General features: G+C 54.2%; 23 protein-coding genes. 4 read left to right on the top strand and 19 right to left on the bottom strand.

The window, feature by feature from the left end; genetic code table 11:
- Nucleotides 1-6: 6 nt before the first annotated feature.
- Nucleotides 7-504 carry a transposase gene (locus BCF11_RS00895; RefSeq protein WP_098493071.1) on the bottom strand — a complete coding sequence of 166 codons (498 nt, stop codon included), beginning with the start codon at nt 502-504 and terminating at the stop codon, nt 7-9.
- 354 nt (nt 505-858) lie between these two features.
- Between BCF11_RS00895 and BCF11_RS00900 the strand changes: the two genes are divergently transcribed.
- Entirely contained in the window at nt 859-1,842 is a 984-nt protein-coding gene (locus BCF11_RS00900; RefSeq protein ID WP_098493072.1) for an IS5 family transposase, read from the top strand.
- Between the two features lie 193 nt (nt 1,843-2,035).
- Here the strand turns inward: BCF11_RS00900 and BCF11_RS28560 are convergent, their stop codons facing one another.
- On the bottom strand, nt 2,036-6,493 hold the full coding sequence (locus BCF11_RS28560; RefSeq protein WP_098497262.1) for a YadA-like family protein: 4,458 nt from the start codon (nt 6,491-6,493) through the stop codon (nt 2,036-2,038).
- A 784-nt stretch (nt 6,494-7,277) separates the two neighbouring features.
- Between BCF11_RS28560 and BCF11_RS00915 the strand changes: the two genes are divergently transcribed.
- A complete protein-coding gene (locus tag BCF11_RS00915; RefSeq protein ID WP_098493074.1) occupies nt 7,278-8,312 on the top strand; it encodes an AraC family transcriptional regulator in 1,035 nt (344 codons plus the stop codon).
- Nucleotides 8,313-8,322: 10 nt separating this feature from the next.
- Here BCF11_RS00915 and BCF11_RS00920 read toward each other — a convergent pair whose 3' ends face one another.
- The 11 genes from BCF11_RS00920 to BCF11_RS00970 all read right to left on the bottom strand — a co-directional run bounded on the left by BCF11_RS00920 (nt 8,323) and on the right by BCF11_RS00970 (nt 16,564).
- Nucleotides 8,323-8,844: a hypothetical protein gene (locus BCF11_RS00920; RefSeq protein ID WP_098493075.1), complete on the bottom strand. Its 522-nt coding sequence runs from the start codon at nt 8,842-8,844 to the stop codon at nt 8,323-8,325.
- On the bottom strand, nt 8,841-9,497 hold the full coding sequence (locus BCF11_RS00925; RefSeq protein WP_233212326.1) for a glycoside hydrolase family 19 protein: 657 nt from the start codon (nt 9,495-9,497) through the stop codon (nt 8,841-8,843). Before BCF11_RS00925 ends, BCF11_RS00920 begins: the two co-directional genes overlap by 4 nt.
- The gene (locus BCF11_RS00930; protein ID WP_098493077.1) at nt 9,494-9,760 is read right to left on the bottom strand and encodes a hypothetical protein; all 267 of its coding nucleotides are present in this window, start codon (nt 9,758-9,760) and stop codon (nt 9,494-9,496) included. The genes BCF11_RS00925 and BCF11_RS00930 overlap by 4 nt, the downstream gene beginning before the upstream one ends.
- The gene (locus tag BCF11_RS00935) at nt 9,744-10,103 is read right to left on the bottom strand and encodes a holin (protein WP_098493078.1); all 360 of its coding nucleotides are present in this window, start codon (nt 10,101-10,103) and stop codon (nt 9,744-9,746) included. Before BCF11_RS00935 ends, BCF11_RS00930 begins: the two co-directional genes overlap by 17 nt.
- 58 nt (nt 10,104-10,161) lie before the next feature.
- Nucleotides 10,162-10,362 carry a hypothetical protein gene (locus tag BCF11_RS00940; protein ID WP_199110697.1) on the bottom strand — a complete coding sequence of 67 codons (201 nt, stop codon included), beginning with the start codon at nt 10,360-10,362 and terminating at the stop codon, nt 10,162-10,164.
- A 1-nt stretch (nt 10,363) separates the two neighbouring features.
- The gene (locus BCF11_RS00945) at nt 10,364-11,155 is read right to left on the bottom strand and encodes a hypothetical protein (RefSeq protein WP_098493079.1); all 792 of its coding nucleotides are present in this window, start codon (nt 11,153-11,155) and stop codon (nt 10,364-10,366) included.
- 19 nt (nt 11,156-11,174) lie between these two features.
- A complete protein-coding gene (locus BCF11_RS00950; protein ID WP_098493080.1) occupies nt 11,175-11,993 on the bottom strand; it encodes a hypothetical protein in 819 nt (272 codons plus the stop codon).
- A gap of 82 nt (nt 11,994-12,075) precedes the next feature.
- A complete protein-coding gene (locus BCF11_RS00955; protein ID WP_233212327.1) occupies nt 12,076-12,777 on the bottom strand; it encodes a hypothetical protein in 702 nt (233 codons plus the stop codon).
- A 28-nt stretch (nt 12,778-12,805) separates the two neighbouring features.
- Entirely contained in the window at nt 12,806-14,425 is a 1,620-nt protein-coding gene (locus tag BCF11_RS00960; RefSeq protein WP_143751220.1) for a hypothetical protein, read from the bottom strand.
- A 9-nt stretch (nt 14,426-14,434) separates the two neighbouring features.
- Nucleotides 14,435-14,863, bottom strand: a complete 429-nt coding sequence (locus tag BCF11_RS00965; RefSeq protein WP_098493082.1) for a hypothetical protein — start codon at nt 14,861-14,863, stop codon at nt 14,435-14,437.
- Between the two features lie 27 nt (nt 14,864-14,890).
- Nucleotides 14,891-16,564 carry a hypothetical protein gene (locus BCF11_RS00970; protein WP_098493083.1) on the bottom strand — a complete coding sequence of 558 codons (1,674 nt, stop codon included), beginning with the start codon at nt 16,562-16,564 and terminating at the stop codon, nt 14,891-14,893.
- A gap of 257 nt (nt 16,565-16,821) precedes the next feature.
- Between BCF11_RS00970 and BCF11_RS00975 the strand changes: the two genes are divergently transcribed.
- Nucleotides 16,822-17,496: an ImmA/IrrE family metallo-endopeptidase gene (locus tag BCF11_RS00975; protein ID WP_098493084.1), complete on the top strand. Its 675-nt coding sequence runs from the start codon at nt 16,822-16,824 to the stop codon at nt 17,494-17,496.
- A 22-nt stretch (nt 17,497-17,518) separates the two neighbouring features.
- On the opposite strand, the gene BCF11_RS00980 is transcribed toward BCF11_RS00975, so the two are convergent.
- Genes BCF11_RS00980 through BCF11_RS01000 form a run of 5 tightly spaced genes read right to left on the bottom strand, consistent with a single transcriptional unit; the run spans nt 17,519 to nt 20,492 of the window.
- Complete coding sequence (locus tag BCF11_RS00980; protein ID WP_098493085.1) at nt 17,519-17,998, bottom strand: hypothetical protein; 480 nt, start codon at nt 17,996-17,998, stop codon at nt 17,519-17,521.
- A gap of 21 nt (nt 17,999-18,019) precedes the next feature.
- On the bottom strand, nt 18,020-18,613 hold the full coding sequence (locus BCF11_RS00985) for a hypothetical protein (protein ID WP_098493086.1): 594 nt from the start codon (nt 18,611-18,613) through the stop codon (nt 18,020-18,022).
- A gap of 2 nt (nt 18,614-18,615) precedes the next feature.
- Nucleotides 18,616-19,509: a hypothetical protein gene (locus BCF11_RS00990; RefSeq protein ID WP_098493087.1), complete on the bottom strand. Its 894-nt coding sequence runs from the start codon at nt 19,507-19,509 to the stop codon at nt 18,616-18,618.
- A 3-nt stretch (nt 19,510-19,512) separates the two neighbouring features.
- Nucleotides 19,513-19,998: a hypothetical protein gene (locus BCF11_RS00995; protein ID WP_098493088.1), complete on the bottom strand. Its 486-nt coding sequence runs from the start codon at nt 19,996-19,998 to the stop codon at nt 19,513-19,515.
- Between the two features lie 5 nt (nt 19,999-20,003).
- Nucleotides 20,004-20,492 carry a hypothetical protein gene (locus tag BCF11_RS01000; RefSeq protein ID WP_098493089.1) on the bottom strand — a complete coding sequence of 163 codons (489 nt, stop codon included), beginning with the start codon at nt 20,490-20,492 and terminating at the stop codon, nt 20,004-20,006.
- A 320-nt stretch (nt 20,493-20,812) separates the two neighbouring features.
- Here BCF11_RS01000 and BCF11_RS01005 point away from each other — a divergent pair, with 320 nt between their 5' ends.
- Nucleotides 20,813-22,051, top strand: a complete 1,239-nt coding sequence (locus BCF11_RS01005; RefSeq protein WP_098493090.1) for a patatin-like phospholipase family protein — start codon at nt 20,813-20,815, stop codon at nt 22,049-22,051.
- A gap of 27 nt (nt 22,052-22,078) precedes the next feature.
- Here BCF11_RS01005 and BCF11_RS01010 read toward each other — a convergent pair whose 3' ends face one another.
- A complete protein-coding gene (locus BCF11_RS01010; protein ID WP_098493091.1) occupies nt 22,079-24,442 on the bottom strand; it encodes a hypothetical protein in 2,364 nt (787 codons plus the stop codon).
- Nucleotide 24,443: the final 1 nt, after the last annotated feature.

Raw genomic sequence — 24,443 nt, forward strand, 5'->3', positions numbered from 1 at the left:
TGATCCTCATTTTTTCTCAACTGGCGATTCCTCGCTCATTCCAATCAATGAAAGCCAATGCGATGTCGAGTCCTCCATCAAAGAAGCAGACTCCTTCGCGCTAATTCGCGGCATGGCACGAGATCTACGATAGATTTCTCGCTTCGCTTTCCTACTACTTCTTTCTTCTCGCATTTTTTTTTGACGATCACAATACGCAATAATTTTCCCTACCAACATATACAAATCTCGATCATTACGTAAATTTTCAGCCAGTTGCTGCCAGTGCCCACTTACGTACCATCGTCTAACACGCATATAGACAGCGGTCCATTTTCCAAATTTTGGCGGCAAATCCGCCCAAACATTCGTATCAGACACAAACCACAGTACAGCTTCAATAAACAATCTATTGTTACTGGCACGACTCCCAGGATCCCCGATTTTTCCCAACATCTGAAACTCCAGTTTTTTCCATTGATCGTCTCTAATTTTTGTGCCTGATTCACATTTAGAATTAATCATTAGCAATCTCACTTTCACTTTTTCAAACTCATCTCATGTCTTGCAACTCATTAACCAGAAATGAATTGGTATCACAGCACAATAGTCAAAAGAGGGATTCAAAAGACTACGTTAAACCTCTACATTTCTTAAATGAGAAGAAACGTTACATGTAAATGAAAGTGGGCTTCGAACCGAAGCCCAACTATACAATCTACAGAAATTGATCTTTTTCAAATTAAAGAATAAATTTTGCAAAGCCAAATTATTTTCAAATTTGCCCTAGGGAAGCACTGATTTATTCCATCGCGACCGTTTCCGAGCATGCTCATACCTGAGACAATATTGGCACTTTCACCGGCGCTGGAATCGATCATGCAAAAGAGTTTTTCTGACCTTGAGTACGCTGCCAAAAAGAAACTGACGCGGCGTGACCGCTTCCTTGCGGCGATTGATGTGGCGACGCCGTGGGGCAAGCTGCATAAGCTGATCGAGCCACACTACCCGAAGGTCGCCGGCGCCGGGCGTCCGCCGATTGGATTGGCGCGTATGTTGCGAATGTACGTAGCCCAGCAGTGCTTTGGCCTGTCTGACGAAGGTATTGAAGATGCGATCTACGACAGCCAGGCCATTCGGGCTTTTGTCGGCATTGACTTGAGCCGCGAGTCGGCGCCGGATGCGACGACGCTGCTCAAGTTCCGTCACCTGCTTGAGGCGAAAGGCCTGACACAAAAGATTTTCGAGGCGATCAATGCGCACCTCGCTGCCAAGGGCTTGATGATGCGCGAAGGGACCATCGTCGATGCAACCTTGATCGCTGCACCACCATCGACCAAGAATAAGGACGGTGAGCGCGATCCGGAAATGCACCAATCGAAGAAGGGTAATGACTGGCATTTCGGCATGAAGGCGCATATCGGCGTGGACGCTGCTTCCGGCTTGGTCCATACCGTTGTGGGCACTGCTGGCAATGTCTCCGATGTCACGCAGGCGCACGCGCTGCTGCACGGCGATGAAGTGGCGGCGTTCGGCGATGCGGGCTATCAGGGTGTGGAAAAGCGCATTGAGAATATTGGCAAAGCCGTGACGTGGCACGTGGCGATGAAGCGCGCCAAACGCAAAGCCCTGCCGAAGAACAAGCTGGGTCGCATGACTGAAAAACTTGAGCATCTCAAGGCGAGCGTACGCGCCAAAGTCGAGCATCCATTTCATGTCATCAAGAACCTGTTCCGTCATCAGAAGACCCGTTACCGTGGCTTGGCGAAGAACACCGCCCAGTTGTTCACGTTGTTCGGCTTTGCAAATTTGGTGCTGGCCGGCAGGCGATTTACGATCACTGAAACCCGAAGTGCGTCCTGAACGCCGAAAGGCGTGAAATACAGGGGCAATTTCGCCCCAAAATGCAATTTTCGAGCAGCTTTCGGCCGCAATTCCCGTGACGACAAAAATCGTCGCCAAAAATTCGACCGCGCGGCAGAAATTATGAATTGATCAGTGCTTCCCTAGCGCTATCTACGTTCCAATCTGCATCTGATCAAATTTACTCTTGTCCCTACCAGGAATACCCCACGCCCGCATTGATCAACGTGCGCGTACCGGAGGTCGTGCTAACGCCGAATTTGACAACGGCATTCTGACTGACACGGGCGCTGGCGCCGATCGCCAGAGCCGTATAACCAGCATAACTGCCGATTCCCGCACCTAACGCGAACGTCTTGCCGCTATCAACCTGTGGAAGACCTGCCAGAGCCCCTGCCATCGCTACCCCGCTGTAGGCGATACGCTGCACATCTCCAACCTGGCTTTGCACAGTCGACAATTGCGAGACATTCACGGCATCGGTTGGATTGACACCGGCCGCCACGTTGGTGATACGGCGCTCACTGCCAGGAGATCCCACAGATACGGTATTGGCTTGATCCGCTATCGAACCGGCGCCCAAGGCCACCGAATTGTTCCCGGTGGCTTGCGCCCCTGCACCCGTGGCGACCGAATTATTCCCCGAGGCCAGCGAATTCTGACCAATCGCGACAGTAGGATCGCCAGTCGCCTGGGCGTTATTACCGATCGCCACCGATCCGGCCTGCGAAGCCAAGGCACGGAAGCCCACAGCAGTGGTATTGGCATCGGTTGCCTGTGCGTTGGAACCGAATGCCGTTGCGCCATCTTTGGTGGCCTGCGCGCACAAACCGGAACCGGTCGCATCGACACCCTTCACCGTGCTGCACGTTGCCGGCGTCACATTGTTGATTACCGTGCCGTTAGTGCCACGCGTCTGTACCGTGCCGTCGCTGTTGACGCCGCCGATCGTAGTGGCGCCAATCGTCGAACCATTCGCGGCAGCGGCAGTAGACGCGTCCGCCAGCGGTTTCAACGATGTCGACAATGAACCGACACCGACCAGGCTTGTTGAGAGCGTGGTCAATTGCCCCAACCCGGTTGATATTGACGCAACACCGGTTGACAAGGAATTGATACCGCTCGTCGCCACGCTCAAGCCGCTTGAAGTTGAGGTCGACAGCGACGATACGCTACTGTTCGTGGTGCTCAGGCCGGTTGACAGCGAATTGATGCCGCTTGTGGCTGTGCTCAAGCCCGTCGAAGTCGATGTCGATAACGCCGACACATTGCTGTTGGTTGTACTCAACCCCGTTGACAGTGAGTTTACCCCGCTTTGCGCCGTACTGATCCCGGTCGACGTTGAGGTCGACAGCGATGTCACGTTGCTGTTCGTCGAGCTCAAGCCGGTTGACAGCGAATTGATGCCAGCCGACGTTGAAGTAGACAAAGACGATAACTGACTGAAATTGACAGCATCGGTTGGCTTCACACCAGCAGCCACATTGGTAAGAGTCACTGGCGTTGTCGCGCCAAGACCTCCCAAAGTAACGCTGGTGTGACCTGGATTGTCATATTGAACCGAGTTGGCAACCCCTGTCGACAGCGACGACACATTGTTGTTGGTCGTGCTCAGTCCTGTTGACAACGAGCTGATGTTGCTGGTGTTGGTGCTGATACCGGTTGAAGTCGAGGTCGACAGTGAGGTCACGTTGCTGTTGGTTGTGCTCAAGCCGGTCGACAACGAACCGATGTTGCTGGCGTTGGTGCTGATGCCGGTTGAGGTCGAAGTCGACAGCGATGTCACATTGCTGTTGGTCGTGCTCAGACCCGTCGACAGCGAACCGATGTTGCTAGCGTTGGTGCTAATGCCGGTTGAGGTTGAAGTCGACAGCGAAGTCACATTGCTGTTGGTCGTGCTCAGACCAGTCGACAGCGAACCGATGCTACTGGCGTTCGTACTGATGCCAGTCGAGGTCGAAGTCGACAGCGACGTCACGTTGCTGTTGGTGGAGCTCAAGCCGGTCGACAACGAACCCACATTGCTATTCGTTGTACTCAGGCCAGTGGACAGTGAGTTCACACCACTTTGCGCGGTACTGATGCCGGTCGAAGTCGAGGTCGACAACGAAGTCACATTGCTGTTAGTTGTGCTCAGGCCAGTTGACAAAGAGCCGATGTTGCTGGCGTTGGTGCTAATGCCGGTTGAGGTCGAAGTCGACAGCGATGTCACATTGCTGTTGGTCGTGCTCAGACCTGTCGACAGCGAACCGATGTTGCTGGCGTTCGTACTAATGCCAGTCGAGGTCGAGGTCGACAGCGACGTCACGTTGCTGTTGGTCGTGCTCAGACCTGTTGACAGCGAACCGATGTTACTGGCGTTCGTGCTGATACCAGTCGAGGTCGAAGTCGACAGCGACGTCACGTTGCTGTTGGTGGAGCTCAAGCCGGTCGACAACGAACCGATGTTGCTGGCGTTCGTGCTGATGCCGGTCGAAGTCGAAGTCGACAGCGATGTCACATTGCTGTTGGTCGTGCTCAGACCAGTCGACAGCGAACCGATGTTGCTAGCGTTGGTGCTGATTCCGGTTGAGGTCGAAGTCGACAGCGATGTCACATTGCTGTTGGTCGTGCTCAGACCAGTCGACAGCGAACCGATGTTGCTGGCGTTGGTGCTGATGCCGGTTGAGGTCGAAGTCGACAGCGATGTCACATTGCTGTTGGTCGTGCTCAGGCCAGTCGACAACGAACCGATGTTGCTGGCGTTGGTGCTGATACCGGTCGAAGTCGAAGTCGACAGCGAACCGATGTTGCTAGCGTTCGTGCTGGTGCCGGTCGAAGTCGAGGTCGACAGCGACGATACGCTGCTGTTGGTAGTGCTGAGGCCGCTGGACAGCGAAGTGACGTTACTGTTTGTCGAACTTAGCCCCGTCGAAGTCGAGGTCGACAGCGACGATACGCTGCTGTTGGTGGTGCTCAGGCCGCTGGACAACGAAGTGACGTTGCTGTTCGTGCTGCTCAGACCAGTCGAGGTCGACGTCGACAGCGACGACACGCTGCTATTCGTCGCGCTCAAGCCGGTCGAAGTCGATGTCGACAGTGACGACACGCTGCTGTTAGTCGTGCTCAAGCCGCTGGACAACGAAGTAACGTTGCTGTTCGTCGAACTCAGACCCGTCGAAGTCAAGGTCGACAGCGATGTCACGTTGCTATTGGTCGTGCTCAGACCGCTGGAAAGTGAAGTGACGTTGCTGTTCGTCGTACTCAGACCTGTTGAAGTCGAAGTCGACAGCGACGACACATTGCTGTTGGTCGTGCTCAGACCAGTCGACAGCGAACCGATGTTGCTAGCGTTGGTGCTGATTCCGGTTGAGGTCGAAGTCGACAGCGATGTCACATTGCTGTTGGTCGTGCTCAGACCTGTTGAAGCCGACGTCGACAGCGATGTCACGTTGCTATTGGTCGTGCTCAGGCCAGTCGACAATGACGCGACGCCGGTCGAGGCCGATGTGGAAAGCGACGTAAGATTCGAGCTGATAGCGGAAGCCGTTGTATACAACTGGCTGCCATTCACCGCATTCGTCGATGTCGCCGACACTTCACCGTCCGCAACACCCTGGATCTGGCGGTTGCCTACGGCCACCACGCCATTGGTCGGCGCCTGATTGACGATAAAGGTCGTGCCCGGCACCACGCCGTTAGCGGTGGTCCAGTTGGTCGTCGGAGTGGTGGCCGTGGCGCTGGAGCCCGAACCCAGTGCTACCGAACTGGTCAGCGTCGCGCTGCTGCCGGATCCCAGTGCCAGGGTATTGACGGCCGACGCCGTGGATTGCGCTCCCAGTGCCAGGGCGTTGACGGCCGACGCCGTAGATTGCACTCCCAGGGCCAGGGCGTTGGCGCCCGACGCCGTGGATTGCGCTCCCAGGGCGATCGCGCCCGTTGAACTTGCATTGGCTAGGGCACCGAAAGCCAGAGAATCCGTCGCGGTGGCGGATGCCTGGGTCCCGAACGCGAGACTCCCCTGCCCCGAGGCCGTGGTATTCACACCCATCGCGACGGCGCCAGCGCCACTGCTTATGGCGCCCCACCCAATGGCCGATGCGCCAATGCCGGTTGCCTGCGAGCCGCAACCGGTCGCGAAGGAGTTCATGCCGTACGCCGTCGTATATTGGCTGGCGCCAGCGCTGTACGGATTGGAGACCGTGACGTTGCCCAGTGTCTGCGTAGAATTCACCCAATTGTTGATACCACTTGTCTGACCGGCACCAATGTTGTAGTTCACACCGTAGCTTAGAGCAGACGTCTGCGCGCCGAAGCCGTAGAAGCCACCCGTATAGCTTGCCCCCGATCCGTAGACGCCCGCAGCGTTCATGGCGTTAATAGTGGCGCAGGCCGACGAGCCGGAAAAGGCAACACCGCTCTGAGAGACAGCGACGCTCCCCGAAGTAGCAGAAGAACTCGTGTTGCTATTCGTGGCACTTACGCCATTTTGCGAACCCGCTATACCAGCCAAAGCGTCGCTCCCCGCCCCCAATCCCACCACAATGAAAGTTGCGGCAATCAATGTCTCATGAATCACGCTACACTGACTCTTGCTCTTCCCGTGACTTTTGACCGTCTCCCCAACCACGCATAATTTCCCCGTAGTTTTGCTCCAAATCACCCGATGCATTTTGTTTATTTTTACCCCCGTGTATATTTGTTTTTGATTAAATATTTTTAAATAAAAAACAGCAGTCTGCTTCCATAAGCCATTGCGTCAATGACCAATAGGTTTCCCCGTCACCTTTTCTGACGGCTCTTTGCATTGCATTCAATATTTGTTGACCATCGTAGGCAGCAATGTTCAGCACGAGGGTGCTCGGTTCCGGATTTTCACCAGAATTAGCAAGCAACCGACATTCAATGATTGTTAGTCATGCTCAACTCGATCGACAGCCAAAAGATGTTGTAGGCATTGATGCTGATGCCCATCGAAATGAAAAATACAAACATCTTAAATTTGACTAAAAATCACATTGGCTTACGAGTCGGATGGTAGGCGAGGGCAAAATGGAAAATATTGGCAGTAATGGACAATAAATTAGCATTTATGGCCACTAGCTTCCTGCTTGAAATTTTTTTAGTCTTCCGTAGTCGGACGGAAATAGAAAATTACAACTCTCGACGATTACAAAAAATTCAGGGAAAAATTATAAATAATGTCAACTCAAGGAAGGAATTCATAGAGGAAGTGGCGAAACTTAAACCAGCGAATTACTTTTAAAACAATCGTTTATATCATTTCACAAAACACATTTTTAATTTCCGCGCGGAAATATAAATGCACCTCAGAATCAATCGCAAACAATTGTTAAATTTGGCGTAAAATAGTTACCGCAAGAAATTTGTTGTATTTTCAATGTAAAACTAAGCGACGATTTAACCGATACCGATCGGGCCAAATAATCCAAATTATGGGAACATCTGAATTAAATACAATTGCACAAGGCTTTGTATCTAGTGCCTATATGCGCGTGCTTTTTGAATATTTAAAAAATCAGGGAATTGATGCCTCAGAGCTATTAAATGAGCCAACACCGGACGAAGTCGATCGAGTTCTAATCCGCTACCCGCTGCAACGCTGGGTCTCTCACTTACAATCTGCCGCAGCTCGCTTAGGAGACCCCCTCTTAGGCTTGCACTTGGGGAAAACAGTTACGCCTGCGCACTTTGGAGTAGTTGGCTACATAATGGCGTCGTGCCCCACTCTTGGCGCAACGTTGTTGCGTCTGCAAGCATACGAGCGCCTTGTGCACGAGATAGATCAACATCCCATGGAGGCTCCTATTTTTGACGGAAGCGATCTTGTGGTTAAATGGCCCGGGGGAAGTTCCGGGGGCTATGGGCGACTGAATCACGAATTTAGCATTGCTACATTTTTCCAATTTTCGAGGTCCATAGCCAGCCAGGATGTCGAGCTAAAGCAAGTGTGTTTTATTAATCCCGAGCCGTCGTCTCTAAATGCCTATAGAGATTTCTTCAAATGTGAAGTTCTTTTTAATCAAGCGGTAACTAGCGTACGCCTACCACTGCATTCGTTGACTGTGCCTGTAAAGAAACCAGAGCCTATATTGATAGCTCTGTTAGAGAAGCAAGCAAATGAATTCCTAAATCAGCTACCTACAGAAAACGAGTTCGTGATGTCAGTTCGACGTTGCGTAACAAGCTTAATTCATGAAGGCGAACCAGAGTTAGATAGCGTCGCGAGCAGACTTAATATGACGCCAAGAACATTACGCCGCCGCCTCGACCAATGCGACACAAGTTTCCGAGCGCTGCTTGACGCAATTCGTCAGCACTTGGCACAACAATACTTGTTAGATCCCGCGTTACAACTTTCCGATATCGCTCAATTACTTGGTTACTCCGAGCAAAGCACATTTAATCGTGCATTTTTGCGCTGGACAGGATCAACACCAAACACATATCGACGAAGTATCCAACTCTAAGTAGCAAGTTTTACCACTTCATTCCATTGGTTGTCATTTGTAGTTGTAGATAATATTCGCGCTGCCCTAGTGCTATTTCGCGCCAGGCGCGACAAGCAGTGGCGTTGAAGGCATCGACTTCAGCAACCTGAGCAAGCGAAATTCCGACGGGTTTTCGATCAGAATCGGCGGCAGGTCCGGGATCCTCACCTGACCAGGCGGCGTCGTACAAGCGCACAAAGCCTGCATTAACAGCAAAGCGAACGTTATCCGCTTGTGTGATGTAGATTGGCACTTGTTTTTCAATGGTTTCTCCTTTGACGTAAATGGTACGAATCCGGTCGACATATTTGATCTGTGCTTGCGCAACAACGGCCTGTTGCGCTTTGGCGATTTTGGTTGCGCGCTCGACCTGTTGATTGATGTAGGCAATGTGTCTTTCTCCCTCGTCCTGCTTGCCTTTGTTGTAGCAGATCGTCCCGAACACAGCAGCAGCCGAAGCGAGGGCCAGCCAGCGTGCCCACCATGGCAACACCTCTTTCAAAAGGCTCATACGACCCCCAAGGAAATTTTGCACGCCACCCAGCGCACGCGCCGCGCGGCAAGGCTCTCAACAGTAATGCCGGCACCGTTAATCCGCATCGACAGTCCATCAAAATCCCCTCTATCGGCGTAAGCGCTGCCGCCTATCGAGTGCCAGAACCATCCTGCCGAGCGAGCCGCCAGTACCTTGTCGGTGGATAGCCATTGTGGGACAGTGACGCAATCAACACCCAGCGCCGCCGCGCACGCGGCGTAGTTATCGCGAAACGTGATTTGCTTCAGACCGCCGCCACGATAGCGCCAGCCATCGCCGGAAGCGACATCACCATTACCGTAGCGATTTGCGTAGACGATGTTGGCAATCCGAATCTGGCGTTCTGGTGGAACCATCTTTTCTCCTTGTTGGCGACCAAGAGCAGCCGCATGCGCCGCAATACGCTTGCCAAATGTGGCAATCAGCCCTTGCACCGAGTAATCAAACGATTCGGTCAAGCGGGACAGCCCGGCACTTTCGTGGCCGATCTGCGCAATGAAAGCCGCACACCGCGCCGGCGTGCTGATGCTGAATTCGATCATCGCCGCATTGATCGGTGCCGCCCAGTCCGTTGCACGCATGCTAGGAATAAGCAAAGCCGTTGAGAGCTGGGGAGCGGACAGATTCATCGCTTCCCCAGACAATTGCATAGATACCAGCGGCGCCAGAACCAGACTGCCAGAATGGCGACAGCCACATTCGACACCACCTCAGACTGCTCGCTCCAGAAGCCAAAGGCATCCGGCCGCATGACGTTCACAAAGGACGTGATCGCGACCAGAGAGAGTGCAGCCGTACCGAACACTTGGGTTTCCAGGTGTTTGTTCAGCACCGCCCACAAACAAAACACCAGCAGCACCAGGTTAGCCAGCGTATTAATTAGTTGGATCATTTTTCCCTCCCAAATAGCGGCGCTTGAGCGTGCCGATAATGTCCGCTTCATTAATTTCCTTAAATACCTCGCGCGCAGTGGCCAGCGCAAATAAACCAACCAGGAACTCGATACCGGAATGGGTCCGCGCACCGGTAATGGCGAGCCAGTCGATCAGCACTGGCGCAATGTAGACAGCACAGGCCAGGCCGGCGGTGAAACTAGACAATTTCTGCCACCAGTTCAAGCCATCCCCGAGAAACTTGAGGGCAACAGCCGACCCAACCGCACCAGGCAATAGGGGCAGCAGGTATTTCGTGATTGCCAGCCATACCGCCGCTAGCGTGCTCGTTGGTTCTGCCATTCTTCTTCCAATGAAATGATGTATGCCGTTAGGAACGATGACACACACCATCCTTCCCCTATCGACTGATTGCCTTGCCCAGTCCCCCTATCGCCTTGATGACTCCGTCCAGGCGGCCAACTAGGGCAAGCTGCACTTTCTGCTCCAGCTCCCGATTCTTCACCCAGGTATCAAACGCCTTGGATTCCAGGAAATCCCGCGCATCCGAAATCCCCATGCGCATCGCCTCCGGGTACGAGGTGCTTGAATATAAACTCAAGCTAACCGCCATATTGCGCAGGTTTTCCAGTAACTCTCTTCGCGAACTCACTGACGCAGGCTGAAACTGGAAATCGCGCCGGAGGCAACGACTCCGCCTCCGATCCCTCATGTGCTAATGCAACGAAGCCCTCGTCAATTTCGACCGTCTCGAAGAAGTGAGTCAGCATCTTGCTACCGCGATGGCGCATCGCGTACAGCCCTAGAAATTCGGACTCTGGGTATTCGCTGATGATCTGCATACGGATTTTCAGCCACTCCAGGTAATTCAATGAGTCCGATGCCGGGTCCGGCGCCAGCTCGCCCACCCGTGACAGTTGCGCGGCCATGGCGCCCAGCATCCAATGCAACTGGCCGGCGACTTTCGGAATATGACCGTGTAGCTGTTCGATGGCTTCCGCCATTGCGCCCGTCACCGGTGAGATCTGCCATTCGTCGCCACCATGACTGCCCAGAGCGATGGGAAAATCAGGTATGTCGCGGCTGACATTCAGGTAGTCCATGTAACAGCCGTCGCCCAGCATGAAATTGGCGCCACCACCCTCTTCCCCTGTGGTGTGGGCCAGGTAGTGGCCGACGACCAGCATGCGCTCCTGCACCGTCCAGTTTTTCGGATCGGTGACATGGCGTTCCGTCGGCGCATCGGCTGACTCGATGACCATCTGCAAGAAAGTCGTTGTCGATTCTTCGAAACGCTCGGGCGGCACCGCGGCCAGTGCGCCGGCATTCACGATGGAAAGCTCGCGCAGCTTGACGGCGAGGCGGCGTGTTCTGAGAGGTGAAAAAGCAATCATATGATTCGAGAATCCTTAGTTAATTGGACGAATAGGAACTTGGCCCCATGATCTTCTTCAGATCGTCGCGGTCCAGCGCGGTGAGGGTCGCCAGCGTCAGAGGAATAGTAATTTCGGTGTAATAGCCATCCTGATCGATAGGCGCGTCGATGGGCTCGCCTATCGTCTCAATCACCATGGGCGCCAAGGTCCGCTGCTTATACTGAAAACCGATCAACTGCGGCGCGACGGACGGGAACATGCTGTTGATGGCCCCGTCGATGCCCTCGCCACCTCCGGCGGCGCGCGCAACCAGGCTATCGCCACTGAGTTTCTGCGGCAACGCCCAGGCCCATAGTTGCTGCAACGGTGCCGCAACCTCCCTTTTTGGGTCGCTAAACGCGCGGAACACCAGTGATACATTGATTTTGATGGGTGGCATCCCAGTAAAAATCTGCGTCGAGTTCAACTTGGTGATGCCGGTGCGTCCCTCAAATTTCTTGATATTGCGTTCTATGGTGCCAACATCGGCATTTCCCGACGTCGACTTCGACTTCCAACCGAAGAACGAGTAAAAATCGTTCATCCCTGGTACGAGCACGCCCGACTGCAGCATGGCAATCAAGGCCGGCGCTTTGCTATCCGGGCTGCTTTGCTCGAATGGCGACTGCCAATTCAGGGTTGCTTCCATATTGCCGCCGGCAGTCACCGGTGCATGCACCTCTATCTGCTCTTGCCCCGCGCGCAGCCCCTTATTGTCAACTGGATAAATCTTGGCAATCAAATGATCCGAGAGTCCTAACCACTGGGAACCGAGGATCTGCTGGTCTGCCGTCGTGCCCTGCCCAGGTGCTGCCATATTTCCACCTTACATAAAATTGCGGGCAGCCGATTCACCTGGCTGCCCGCTGTATTGAAGTGTTAATTCAAGTTGAGAACGATTACTTGCTCAAGCCCATCTTCCGATTCAGCCGCATCGACTTCATGCGGCGCATGGTGGCGCTGGCCGTGTGCGCCTTCATCTGCGCCTTGCGAATACTGACTTTCTGCTTGGCAGTCAGGCGAACCCGGCCCGAGATCCGCTTATTGATCCGCACCTTCTTGCCCTTGCGGATCACCATGCGCTTCTTGTAGGTGGCGTCCAGCACTGCATCGCTGCCCTCGTCGCCAAAAACAAAATTGTCGATATCGGCGCTCGACGCATCGTCGCCATCCGGCAAGCTAGCGGCCAGAAGATCCCGGATCCGGTCTGCGGCTGCTTCGTCCCAATCGTTCAGGAGCTTGCTACAATCCTCATCCGAGACACCCTTCTCGGCCAGGTAGTCCCAGGCGAATTCGAGCGCTGTTTCCAGCACGTCGGCTTCGTCGTCGCTCAGCTCACCGTCTTTGTTCGCATCGACCAGACCGACCATATTCGCCAGGAGGCGATCAGCCAGAGTTTCATCTTCATCCAGATCATCGGTTTCGATCCACTCCTGGATGGTTGATGCCGTACCCAGTGCGATATGCGTAGCGGCATAGTCCGCCGCGGCATTGCTGTCTTCAGCATCAGACGCGGAATCCAGCACCGCCTGCCGGCCTTTATGCGCAACATCCTTGCTATGCAAGGTATTGCGAATCGCTGTTGCAGCTAAATGACTCATCTTTTTCCTTTCATTTTGTAAAGCCCGATTAGCGGGATAGTGTTTGGGTAACAAAGGTTTGGCGATTGGTGCCGTCGTATTTCAATGAATAGGACACGTCCATACGATCTGCCGGCCGCAGCGCATTGGGCTGCACCACATACTGAAACGCTTCCCCGTCCATCTCAGTGCTGGGCACGATCCATTTAGCGGTCTTGGCATCCTTAAACAGCTTTTTAAGAAAGGCATCGGTCTTTTTGACGGACACTTCCATGGGGAGCTGTAAAGCCTCTTTGGCAAAGCGCGTGACCCAATCATCGATCGAGCTGGACATATCCGCCACCGAGATCAGTTTCTTCATCGACACCGCCGTCTTAGCGCAGGTCAGCGAATCGCTGAACACGTATTTGCCGCCGCCGTTGTATTTGACGTAGATCACCGGATTAATTTTGGCATCGGCCAGATCGCTCAAATCGTCGTCAGGCGAGTAGATCTGAACAATGCCCGTTCTATCCAGCGGCCAGTTTTTACCGGCAATGGGGTAGTTTTTAGGCGCAAAGCCATTGGCGTCCGTCTGGGCATTGCGCAAACAACGACGGGCCACGTTGTAAGCCGAGGTGCCGAGCACCACTTTGCCATTCAGACCTAGCGGGTCGTCTGACTTCAACGGCGCCCAGAATGCCTGGCAGTAGTGAGAATCGAAGTTCAGTTGCGCAATGAAGGCCATCGCCGCTTCCGGCGACAGTGTGCCTGGCACGTCCCAGGCAAATTGCCGGTTGGTGTCATAGGCCAGCTGGGCCAACGCCGACAGCAGCGCCGACGCATGCGAACCGCCGCTGACAATATAGGCGTAGTCGTGCTCCGTTTTCTGCAGCAAATCCCGCGCGCGTGCAAAGTCCGATACCCCGTAGGCGGTGCTGCCCTCGGTAAAATAGGTCATCACAGGAGAGATGGCGAACTTGGGCCGGCCATTGGCATCCCGTCCGTAGGCATTCGATGTCGGCGCAATCTTGGCACCACTGCCCACCAGCACTTCAACGTTTTCTGTCGTGCGCTCCACCACATCCGGCAAATAGGCGCTTTGCTGATAGTCGTCCAGGGCGTCCGGATTGAGCGACCCGACAAATTCGTAGAGGGTATTGCGGTCTTTATCGCGCAAGCGCAGCGTCACCTGCCGATTAGCAACGGGTGCGCCGTTCTCTGTCACCGCGTCAGCATGCAGCTCGACCACTACGCCGTCGTTGTAGCATTCAAGATGCTTTACAGACAACAAGAATGGCTTGTCGGTCGGCACATCAGCCGCAACCGTAAATTGCAAGTCCATCGCTGGGGCCTCCGGTTGGGCCACGATGATAGTCGACAGCACGGCGGTGCTGGTCGTCAGACGCTGTACCACCGCTGAAGCCGCGCCCTTTTGCAAAGCCTCATAGACGTGGATATGCGCCTCGTTCAGCGCCGACGCACGCAATGACTCGCCGCGGCCTAGCTTCTTTTGGAAATTGCCACGATTCACACGGAACGGCTTATCGATGCGCCCGCGCGTGGCGCGCATGATGATGCCAAACACCTGATCGGAGTTATCCGGCGCATAGCCATCGGTCATATCCCGCAAGGGGTTCAGTTGCACGCCCGACTGGGATCCAAGCTGCCGGTTAAAAGCAGTAGACATAGAATTTCCTTATTTTTTGTCGGTATTGGCCGCGTCGTCCGCTGGCGTGTCCGCCGGCGACCTAGGCTCAGCGGTAGCCTTTTTCTGGCTTTTACCGGTAGCTGGAACCTTGGCGGCCACCTCATCAGGCCGACCGTCTTCCAACGTATCCAGTGCCATCGCATCGCCCCATTGGTTCAGTTCCGACAGAGAATCCACGTCCGACGCAAAGCGCGTCAGCTGGGCGTGATCCTTGAACGTGACCTCAATTTGGTTGTCTGGCGCGCTGAAATTGGGTTTCAGCTCGGCCCGGACGTCCGGAAACACCAGGTTGCGCGGTGTGTTATTCGTAAGTCGCAAAGCAAGAGGAAACTCGGATTTCCCGAATGCCTCTTCGACCAATGCATTGACGCTCTTCCCCGTCAGGGAAGAAGCGCCCAAATGTAATGTGTTTGCCATTTGTGCTGCTCCTTCAGTGTGGGTGGATTAGTCGAGATTGATCACTTCGATGACAGCACATCCCATCGCGGACGGGAGATGTGGATTTACCGCCGTGAAATTGCGCGCATAGAAGCCCTGCTTGTAGCGTTGGTCTTCGTCGGCGTTCATGTTGATCAACATCGGCGCCACGGCGTCGCCGAGGACGAACGGGTTGCGCGCCACCTGGGTCGAACGGCCGATACAGATGATCCGCGATGTTTTATGGTCCACATCCACGATACGCGGCGAGTAATACACCTCGTACAGGCCAAACAGCCGACCGACGCGATAGATGCCAGGACGTGCAGTCACACCGGATGGCGTAAACAGCGTGCTAGGCAGGCCCAGGAGCATCGCCGCCATCTTCTTCGAGACGTACAAGTGCGTGATGCCGTGATCCATGGTGTCTTCCGCCATCTGCTGGCTGGCCGCACCGAGGATGCAGGTGCCGTCCTGCCAGATCTGCGCACGGGTCTTTTCCAAGCCTTGGGTATCCCACTTGAAATCCCAAACCATGGCGTTGTTGGCACCAATGCGGGCGGCCTTCTCCAGCACCTGGTAATGACGCTCGTTGGCAAATTGATTGCGAATGGCCAGCATGGATTCGCCCATGGGATTCAAGCCGATTTCATTCGCCATCTGCGTTTGACTATCGGTCGACACAAAGGCGTTGGCCTTCCATGGCGAAGCACGCAAGATAAAGCGCGTCGCAATGGTATTGACGATCGGGATAATGCCCTTGTTGTTCTCGAAATCGATCACCGCTTCAGCTATCACCGGGGTATTCGCTGGCAAGGCCGGCACGGTCGTGACTTTCACCGCGCCGGTATCAGAATTCATCGAACCGGACACGGTAAAGAGCGTACTGCCCAGGCGCACATAGCCGCTGATCGGCGAGGCAGAAGCCGGCGCGTCCGCGCTGGTCTCTTTCGCCACTGGCAAGCCGTTGATGTAGATGATGGTGCGGCCCTTGAGCAACTTGGCCGACGGCGCATCCTGGTCGCAGGTATCCGCGGTCAGTTGAATCGGCGTCACCTTACCGCCGAAGTCGTCACCGGTGCGCTTCAGCAAGTGGGTGCGCTGTGCCGAGGTATAGGCTCGACCGCTCAAGACACCATCCATCAGGTCGCCGGCGCCATAATGACCGAAGGTGCTACCAGCTTCATGCGAGACGATCACCAGCGGCGCTTCGTTAGAGCCGATATCGGCCGGCAGGTAGTTCGCCACCGGAATGGCTTCGGCCATGGCCGCCGTGATCGAGATTACGGCGCGGTTCTGTTGCAAGGACATCGGATCGTGCGCCAGGTTGGAGGCCGAGTCGAGCTTGTACTTGGAACGCGCGCTTTCCGACGTCGCATAGGCTTGGTGGATGGCCCATTGCAGCACGTCGGCGGTTGGCTCGACGCCGTGTTCGGCCTCGTAGAAGGCCGCACCGTCCAGTATGGCGCCAGCGATGCCGGCACGGCCATCGCCCGACTCATCAAAGAGGATCTGCAGATCCTCTGGGACCTCGACGCCAGTAATCGATACGGATAGGCTTTGGGCATCAGCAATGAATGCACCGGCACTGGCAGAATCAAACACGCCGGTGCTGCTGACCGCAGTTTCCTTCAATTTCGTGTAAAACGTACTGACTTTTTCTGTTTTTGCGTTGTTATATTCCGCATGTTGCTTTGGCATAGATCACCCTTGTCGTAATTAAGATTTGCCCCAATGTCGGCGCAGGTGAAGTACCCACGCGGTATGTGCAATTCCATTATTACGCGGTGACGTAGTGCTACTTTTGAAGGTTTTCCATGTTTACGTGATTTATAATTGGTATTCTAGTGGTATTTAATATCCTTGCTTCCATAGCGTCTCTCTCAGAAGTTGCCATTGTCTTAATCCGCAATATCTAGTAATATAAAATTCACAAACACTACATATAGTGGGTTGTCATGGAAAAAGATGAAATTGCATCACTAGCCTACGACACCCATAAGATTATTTGGCGTAATCGGGTCAAACTCAACATTGACTCTGGTCCCCTTGTGGAAATGTTACATCCTTCAATTGGAGCTGCTGCTCATGGGATCAGGTATGAAGCTTGTACCGACCTTGGACGGTTTGGTCACCGGGGAGAACACTTTGCCGTTGCCGGGCTTCTCAATCGACCGCAGGGACTAATCCAAGTTAGTGATCTTTTCTGTGAGACAACCCAGAGGTTCACTGGAGCTCACGAGCTCGGTCACTACATTCTCCACGATGACGAAGTGATGCATCGTGATCGCCCAATTGTCGGTGGAAGTCTTGCGCAAATAAAACGAACAGCAAAAGAATGGCAAGCGGATCACTTTGCTGCTTGTTTTCTAATGCCAGAAAAATTGGTATTCAAAGCTTTCGAGATTCGATTCGGATCGCGAAAACCATTCGAATTTGGGGACAACGCGGCCTACTGGTTGAGGCCACACGACCCTGAAAGCGTCTTCAATTCTAATATTGATGAGCAGGCTGCAATTCTGGCGACGGCTACGCGTTACGGAGGAGTTTTGTTTCCTAAGCTATGTGATGAGTTTCGAGTGTCGATTTCTGCCATGGCAATACGTCTCATTGAGCTTGGCCTCGTAGCGTAAATCAGCGGTATCAGTATTAGAATCAAACGCTCAAGGCAGCAATATTGTCCTTGATCATAGCAATGGCGGTGTCCAATGCCATCGATTTTTCTTGCAAGGCGATCTCCATTCTTGGCGCAGCAGTCCGTATGCTATCCGGCAACTGGATACGCACCTTCGCCATCGCAACCTGAAACTTGGAACGGCCTGCATCCATCATGCCGACCATCTCACCAATGGCCGCCACCTGGTCGTCCTGATGTTTGAGCGGTACAACCCTCCCGTTCAATTTCACTTGAAAAATATCCCCCGATTGTTTTATGGAGAACGTCACCACTTGGCTGTCGGCGAACGTCAGCATCATTTCCCGGTAGGACACGCCGGATGAGCGCTTGATATTGGGAGATATATCGCCCTGGACGATATGGGAACCCGCACGCGCGAAATAGCGTACTACCGTCCGGGTTGCCGCATCTTTCTTGCTGCCCATGTCGTCAAAGCTGAAAATGAGATTCTTTGCCATTTCTTTCCTAAGTGAAGTTAATTATGCTTTTGCGCGGCCAGTAGGCGGGCCATCGTGTTCTTCGTGATGGTGCGATTCCACTCCGATGCCGTTGCTGACAATCTCGCCACCGGTATTCTCAATACCGCCTTGTATCTTGGCCGATGCCCCGCTGCTGCTGCCGGAACCTGCCAACCCGCCTTGATACGTGAGCAGTCCAACGGAAGTAACCTTTTCGGAAAACGTTGCCTGCGGCGTTTTAACGTCGACCATTTCGCTAGCATTGATCTCGTAGCGCGCGCAGTTGACACGGAATATCCCGTCCGCGGTCAGCTCAATGTTCGCGTGGTGCCAACGCCGCCAGTCAATCGCGTTGCCGGCCCTAGCATTTCGAAAGCCGGTAATGATCGGGTAGCGCGGGTCGCCGCCCTCGAATGCCAACCAGACAAGATCACCTGCAACTATCTCGATCTCAGTCGCGTGACTGGCCGCCTTGCTCTTGTCGCCAATCGGATATTCAATCTCCGCCAACGGCAGCACATCGGCGCCATCTGTCAGACCTGGAATCTCGACACGGCACTCGCGCGAGGCCGCCAGGTAGGATCGGACGATGCCGGGAATACGGGAAGGCAGCATAGTTATTCTTCCAACGTGCCAAGCCAGAACTTGGAATACAGGCGGCTATCGCCGCCGTCCGATCCGCTCTCAAAGGCATGTGCAGCGGTGATGATGGCGTAGTTGACGCGCTCTATCTGAATGACCTTGCCAGCATTGACGGTAGGTAAATAGTCCGATTTCAAGATTTTTTTCTGAATCAGCGCGCGGGTCATGTTCCACAGCATGCGGGTATCGGTTCTTGGCTGATAGCCAATAGCGCGCACCTTGGAACGATTGCCATAGACAAATGCACCGGATGCGTCAGTCGAAAAGAAAGACGGCACCTCGTGGCGCTCCATGAAGCCGCTATCGATATTCTCGGTCGTATCTTGTTCCAGGCACAGAATCGGCTCTTGCTTAAAAATATCCTGCAGGCGAATGAACGTGACTTCACGGCCGTCTGTATAAATCGCGCCGCCCTCTTCCTGCAGCACCTTGGCGACTTCATAGCTCGGCACGCCGCCGGCGTAACAGGCAAAGCGTGCGATCGGACAATCCGCATTGATTTTGACGCGCGCACCAGAGGCGCCATAGATACTGCCCAGCGTCGCGCCCTCTTTGATCACGGCTGTCTTGCGGCGGAACGCGATCTGATGACAAGGCTCAAACAGCGCCACAATGTGCAACGCTGCCATCTGCTCGTTACCCTGGACGTTCGCAGACACCTTGCTGCGCTGAACCTGAACGATGCGAAATACGTACCCCTCGCTGGCTACGCTGATGGTTTCGCCTTGCTGCAGCCCCGCGACCATTGCCTCTGTCGCCCTGACAACCGCCTCTAGCGTCATCGGCACCGGCGCCAGATCGGAATGCAGGCAGACGCTCAGCAGCAGATCGCCGCGCAGCACCGTGCCGGATGACAAAATCATCTGCATCGGCTAGACCGTCACAATCGGCATGCAGAACATCAAGCGCTGCACGTCCGTCTCTTTTTGGACGATATCCTGGGCAATCTCGGATGCCGAGCGGCCATAGACGTCCACGCCCAGAGAGCGCGACGCCTCCAGGTAGACGGCGTTTTCTCGCTCGACGTAGAGTATGAACAGCGGGCGCACGATTGCCCATTCGCTCTGCGTCAGCGGCGTGTCGATCTCGACAAAATCGCTCGTCGGATATAGGTTGTCCGGAACAGGAAAACGTGGATACGACGATGAAGACTCCCACGGGTTACGCACCTCAGGAAGCGTCAGTGCGCTAGTGGTCGCCGACAGCAAAGCGTCAAACGTCCCGTAGCCACCGCAATATCTGGCGGCGGCCAGCGCCTGGGCAAGTACCGTTTCTTCTTCCAGCACAATACCCACCGGCCGTTCTTTTTCGCAAAAGAGCAATGCCAGCACCTTCAGTGTTTTAGAAAGCTCCCCCATGGCGCTTAAGTATTGCCCGGAATTTCTTCGTTGAAGTAGTGGAAAAACAGCGTGCCCGAGATATTGAGTACCTGCGAACGGTTTTCCCAATCACGATCCGGGTTATCCAGCTGGATGAAGCAATCATAAATCGGCTTAGCGACGGAGAACTTGGACGGTGTACCTTCGTACACCTTGGCATTGAATTTGCCGCCGGTACGGATCAGGTTCAGCATCATTTTGGAGACGTGGCCGGCCTTGGTCTCCATCAAGGTAATTTGGCCTTGCTGGTTGATTTTGGCCTGCTGCGCCTCCCACTTCGCCGCGCCGAGCGGCATGGGGATTTCAATTTCGCCGGCGCTGGAGAGCTCAGGCCACGGAAACTGCTTGGTCAGCAGCCACATTTGCTCAAAGCCCTCGATTTCGAAGGCGGCATCGCTGGAGATGGCTTTGTCGCCCATCGCCCGAGTGGTGTTGTAGAGGCTCTGTAGGTAGGCGGGATTGGATACGGTCATGGTTCCCTCATGGGGGTAAGTTAGATGATGCGCCTAACTTTACCGGTCGATGAAGGTACAAACCGGGGGAGTTTTCCACGTTCAACCTTTTCGGCGCCGTTTGTCGCATTTACCCCAACATCGCCATATGCAAATCATTACGGCTCCCCAACAATTCCCACCAGAAATAATTTCACATATCAAAAATGTAAACTTGTTTCCATCAGGGAAGCTGCTAAAGTGAAAAATAATCCCAGCTTGCGCCAGGATAGGATTGCCGCAAGGCGTCACCGCAGTCTCAGTCCATACCAACTACTCACAAAAAATGGGAGGGAGACGTCATGACTTTTCGCATCTTGTCGCTTGATGGTGGCGGCACGTGGGCACTCATCCAGGCGCGCGCGCTCCAGAAAATATTCGGCCCAGATATATCGGGACATGAAATTTTGTCCCATTTTGATTTGGTGACGGCGAACTCCGGTGGAAATCTTGTTTTGGGAGGGTTGATTGAAAATTGGTCTCCTTCCAAGATCCTTCAATTGTTTTTGGACAGCTCTGAGCGAAGCAAGATATTCGTGCCGCTCAACCCCTTCGAGCATCCAATTGATGCGGTGCTGGAAGCTCTGGTTGGACTTGGTCCAAAATTTTCTACATCACGCAAGTTTGTAGGTCTTCGAAATCTGCTAACGAATTATGGGGATATGTCTCTGGACAAAATTCCTAAATGTATTAAGGGCAAGGGAGGACGAAGCCCTGAATTTCTTATCCCGGCTTTCGACTACGACCGACAGCGTGCGGTATTTTTCCGCTCAGATCTCTCATCTTTGTCAAATAGCTCACCGGGTTCACCTGCACCGACATTAGCGCAAGCGATTCACGCGTCGAGCACTGCTCCTGTTAACTACTTCGATCAACCTGCTCAACTCAATATCCAAGGCAGCAATGTGACACAGAATTTCTGGGACGGCGGCGTGGGTGGTTATAACAATCCTGTACTGGCCGGAATTATTGAGGCTGTTGCCAATATTGGGGTGCCTCGGTATCCAGATTCTCTTGGATCGATTCGCGCGCTCAGTATCGGGAATGGCAATACTGTGCTACCAATACAAGACGCGCAGTTCAAAAAAACACAATATGCCAATCTCGTCCACCATCAAGTCGCGCCAGGACTGAAGAATGATATTCGTGAACTGGCAACGAGCATCCTAGATGATCCTCCAGATGCCGCCAGCTTCATCTCTCACGTGGTGCTTGGCGGCCATCTCCCTTCAGTGTCCGGGAAGCCTATCGTCGATGGAAATTTAGTTCGCCTGAATCCTTTAATTCAGCCTGTGCTTGATAGAGCAAGCCAAACATGGATGTTGCCAGCGGGACTCAACGACGTACAGTTTGCAGATCTCTTAAAAATCAGCTTGGCGGCGGTTAAGCAGAATGAAGTGGACTTAATCCTATTCTTTTGCGATGCATGGATAGCAAACAAGGTCCCAAACCAGGCGATCAAGACCGACTCCGATTTGAGCCCTCTTATAGGGCATGCGCTGTTCTCAGATGCTATCGCTACGTGGGCAAAGATTAAGTAACAAAGGATATGTGAGAACAGCATGTCGCTAGATTCCTGCAGACATTCCTCCAGTCACCACATGAGCAATCTTCCGATCACGTAAGTCTTGACCAACATCAAACTTCGACGCCACGACCGTCACCGACGTACTCGACGGCCTGGCATTGAGTTGCGTCGCCGGCGCGATTGACGCGATCTCAGGAATATCCGGCATCTTCGCAACAATAGACGCGGTCGGTATATTCGGGACAGCTGTGATATTCGGTACCGCTGCTGCTTGCGACGTCCCGGCTAGCGATGGAATGGCACTCTTCGCCTGCATCGCTCTCGCATCCTGCGCAAAGAACTCGCCCATGCGCATCTTGTTGCCCATATTTTTATAAGCGGCACCAGCAGAGATCGTCCCGTCACCATACAGGCTTTTATTGTTTTTGATTACGGCCTCAATCCGCAAGCGCTCGCCATCACTGACCTCACGACCACCCACCAGCGCATCCCGCACAGAGGTTTCTGGATTATTTTTCACCGCTTTCAGGATGCGGCCGGCGTCACCATCGCCGAGATTGTGATACGCGTACACGTTCGCCGCGTCGTCCGTACCGCCGAGCTTCCTCCCCTTTTCAATATTCTCTCGGGTGAACTCAGCCAGCATGCCGGCCTGAATTTTAGGATCCCTTCGATATTTCTCCGCATCTTGCGTCGACAATTTCCCGGCGCCATCAACCCCATACTTGCCACCATATTTATTGATCTTGTCGGTCCAAGTCCCATCCAGAAACTGGCCGTAGCCATAGGCACTCGACAGTTTCTTGCCGTTTTTCTGGATCGGCGCGGCATCCTTATTGAAACCGCTCTCGAAGTGCGCAATCTGCGCCACTACGCCAGGATCGACGCCGGCAGAACTCGCTCCGTCGACCAGATAGCCCTTTGCCGCCTGCCAGCGCCCATTGACCACGCGGCCAATCGGTGCCGCCATCTTGGCAACACGTTCCTGCCCATAATTGGCAGCAGCGCCAGCGGCGGCCGTCACTGGCTTGACCACATGCTGATCGACAGCCTCTACAGCAGTGATAGCCGTATTCTTGACTGTCGCAGCGGCATTGGTCACGTTCGCTTTGACATCAACACCAGTTTTTTCTTTGACGACATCGTTAGCTGCGTTTCCCGCCTGAACGGCGAGATCCTTCACCACATTGGCGGCATTCCTGGCAATCTCAAATTTATCTCTAAAAAAACCCGTAATCGCATCCCACCCGTCACTGAATTTCTGAACGCCAGCGTCCCAGGTTGCCGTGATCTTGTCGCCAATCTCTTTCCAGTCAAAGGTGGATAGCCATTCGCCGGTGACTTCACCTAGCTTGTCGCCGATAAAACCGCCGATCATCGCGCCAATCGGACCGCCAAAAACCAGCCCAATGCCGCCGCCAATCAACGCACCGATGCCACTGCCGCCCCCTGCAAAGCGGTCTTTCCGATTTTCTGCCGGCGTTTTGTCAGGATCATCGCTACCGAACATACTGGCCAGCGCAGAACCGCCCGCCAGCATTGCGCCCAGCAATGGTAGGCGCTGGAACAAGCCCTTGCCGAGCCCGAACAACCCCTTACCACCCTTTCCAAGCAAATTTCCCAGCATCCCGAGTCCCGGAATTTTTGGCGCCAAACGGCTCAGCAATCCCCCGGAGCTGCTGCCGGCGGCGGGCTTCTTCTCAATCGCGGCCAGCTTGCGCAGTTGCGCCTTGCTGAATTCCGTCTCATCCCGGCGTAATCCCCGTAACTCGGTCCAGAGTCGCTTGAACCAAATAACCTTCTTCTTTTCTTCCCCGTCACGGCCAAGCATCTTGCCGAAACCACGTCCGATCGGCGTCACAATCGCACTGAGTTCCTTGGCGGCGGCGATGGCAGGATCCACATCCGGCGCGCGGTCGATCGCATTCGATGCCATGGCTCCCACCGCGCCGATTCTTCCCGAAACAGCCGAGCGGCCATCGGTGCTTTCGCCCTTTCCATTGCGTTCACTCGGCTGATCTTGCCCGGCGCGCGGCGCATTTGGCGTAATCGCCCTATCTGTCCGCACGAACCTGCCATTGGCATCGCGGCGCACAGTTGTAGGAAAGGCCGCCCGCAGCACATCCTTGCTGACAACAGCCGTCTTCAGCAACGACGTAGGCTGCACAACCGTCCTGGAGGTGATCTGTACCACCTTCGCAGCCGCGGCGCTTTGACGGCGTGGTAATGCAAGAACTGGGGCCGTACTGCTCTGAGTGGCCCGTTTAGCGGCAGCAACGCTTGAGGTGAGCGCCTGGCGGATGCCACGCACGTCATCCTGAATAGCCGCCCATAATTTCAGCGCTTCGCCCCAATCAGCAGGATCACCTACCAGGAAGCCAAAGCTATCGGATTGAATGGTCATG

The organism is Collimonas sp. PA-H2 (assembly GCF_002564105.1).
In the GTDB taxonomy this organism is placed as follows: domain Bacteria; phylum Pseudomonadota; class Gammaproteobacteria; order Burkholderiales; family Burkholderiaceae_D; genus Collimonas.

Coding starts and splice junctions, on each gene's coding strand:
- BCF11_RS00945 (WP_098493079.1), bottom strand. CDS start 11,155: ATGATTGCTTTTTCACCTCTCAGAACACGCCGCCTCGCCGTCAAGCTG.
- BCF11_RS01010 (WP_098493091.1), bottom strand. CDS start 24,442: ATGACCATTCAATCCGATAGCTTTGGCTTCCTGGTAGGTGATCCTGCT.
- BCF11_RS00935 (WP_098493078.1), bottom strand. CDS start 10,103: ATGGCAGAACCAACGAGCACGCTAGCGGCGGTATGGCTGGCAATCACG.
- BCF11_RS00985 (WP_098493086.1), bottom strand. CDS start 18,613: ATGCTGCCTTCCCGTATTCCCGGCATCGTCCGATCCTACCTGGCGGCC.
- BCF11_RS01000 (WP_098493089.1), bottom strand. CDS start 20,492: ATGACCGTATCCAATCCCGCCTACCTACAGAGCCTCTACAACACCACT.
- BCF11_RS00970 (WP_098493083.1), bottom strand. CDS start 16,564: ATGCCAAAGCAACATGCGGAATATAACAACGCAAAAACAGAAAAAGTC.
- BCF11_RS00990 (WP_098493087.1), bottom strand. CDS start 19,509: ATGCAGATGATTTTGTCATCCGGCACGGTGCTGCGCGGCGATCTGCTG.
- BCF11_RS00915 (WP_098493074.1), top strand. CDS start 7,278: ATGGGAACATCTGAATTAAATACAATTGCACAAGGCTTTGTATCTAGT.
- BCF11_RS00960 (WP_143751220.1), bottom strand. CDS start 14,425: ATGTCTACTGCTTTTAACCGGCAGCTTGGATCCCAGTCGGGCGTGCAA.
- BCF11_RS00925 (WP_233212326.1), bottom strand. CDS start 9,497: ATGAATCTGTCCGCTCCCCAGCTCTCAACGGCTTTGCTTATTCCTAGC.
- BCF11_RS00930 (WP_098493077.1), bottom strand. CDS start 9,760: ATGATCCAACTAATTAATACGCTGGCTAACCTGGTGCTGCTGGTGTTT.
- BCF11_RS00980 (WP_098493085.1), bottom strand. CDS start 17,998: ATGGCAAAGAATCTCATTTTCAGCTTTGACGACATGGGCAGCAAGAAA.
- BCF11_RS00900 (WP_098493072.1), top strand. CDS start 859: ATGCAAAAGAGTTTTTCTGACCTTGAGTACGCTGCCAAAAAGAAACTG.
- BCF11_RS00920 (WP_098493075.1), bottom strand. CDS start 8,844: ATGAGCCTTTTGAAAGAGGTGTTGCCATGGTGGGCACGCTGGCTGGCC.
- BCF11_RS00995 (WP_098493088.1), bottom strand. CDS start 19,998: ATGGGGGAGCTTTCTAAAACACTGAAGGTGCTGGCATTGCTCTTTTGC.
- BCF11_RS00950 (WP_098493080.1), bottom strand. CDS start 11,993: ATGGCAGCACCTGGGCAGGGCACGACGGCAGACCAGCAGATCCTCGGT.
- BCF11_RS00965 (WP_098493082.1), bottom strand. CDS start 14,863: ATGGCAAACACATTACATTTGGGCGCTTCTTCCCTGACGGGGAAGAGC.
- BCF11_RS01005 (WP_098493090.1), top strand. CDS start 20,813: ATGACTTTTCGCATCTTGTCGCTTGATGGTGGCGGCACGTGGGCACTC.
- BCF11_RS00895 (WP_098493071.1), bottom strand. CDS start 504: ATGATTAATTCTAAATGTGAATCAGGCACAAAAATTAGAGACGATCAA.
- BCF11_RS00975 (WP_098493084.1), top strand. CDS start 16,822: ATGGAAAAAGATGAAATTGCATCACTAGCCTACGACACCCATAAGATT.
- BCF11_RS28560 (WP_098497262.1), bottom strand. CDS start 6,493: ATGCATCGGGTGATTTGGAGCAAAACTACGGGGAAATTATGCGTGGTT.
- BCF11_RS00955 (WP_233212327.1), bottom strand. CDS start 12,777: ATGAGTCATTTAGCTGCAACAGCGATTCGCAATACCTTGCATAGCAAG.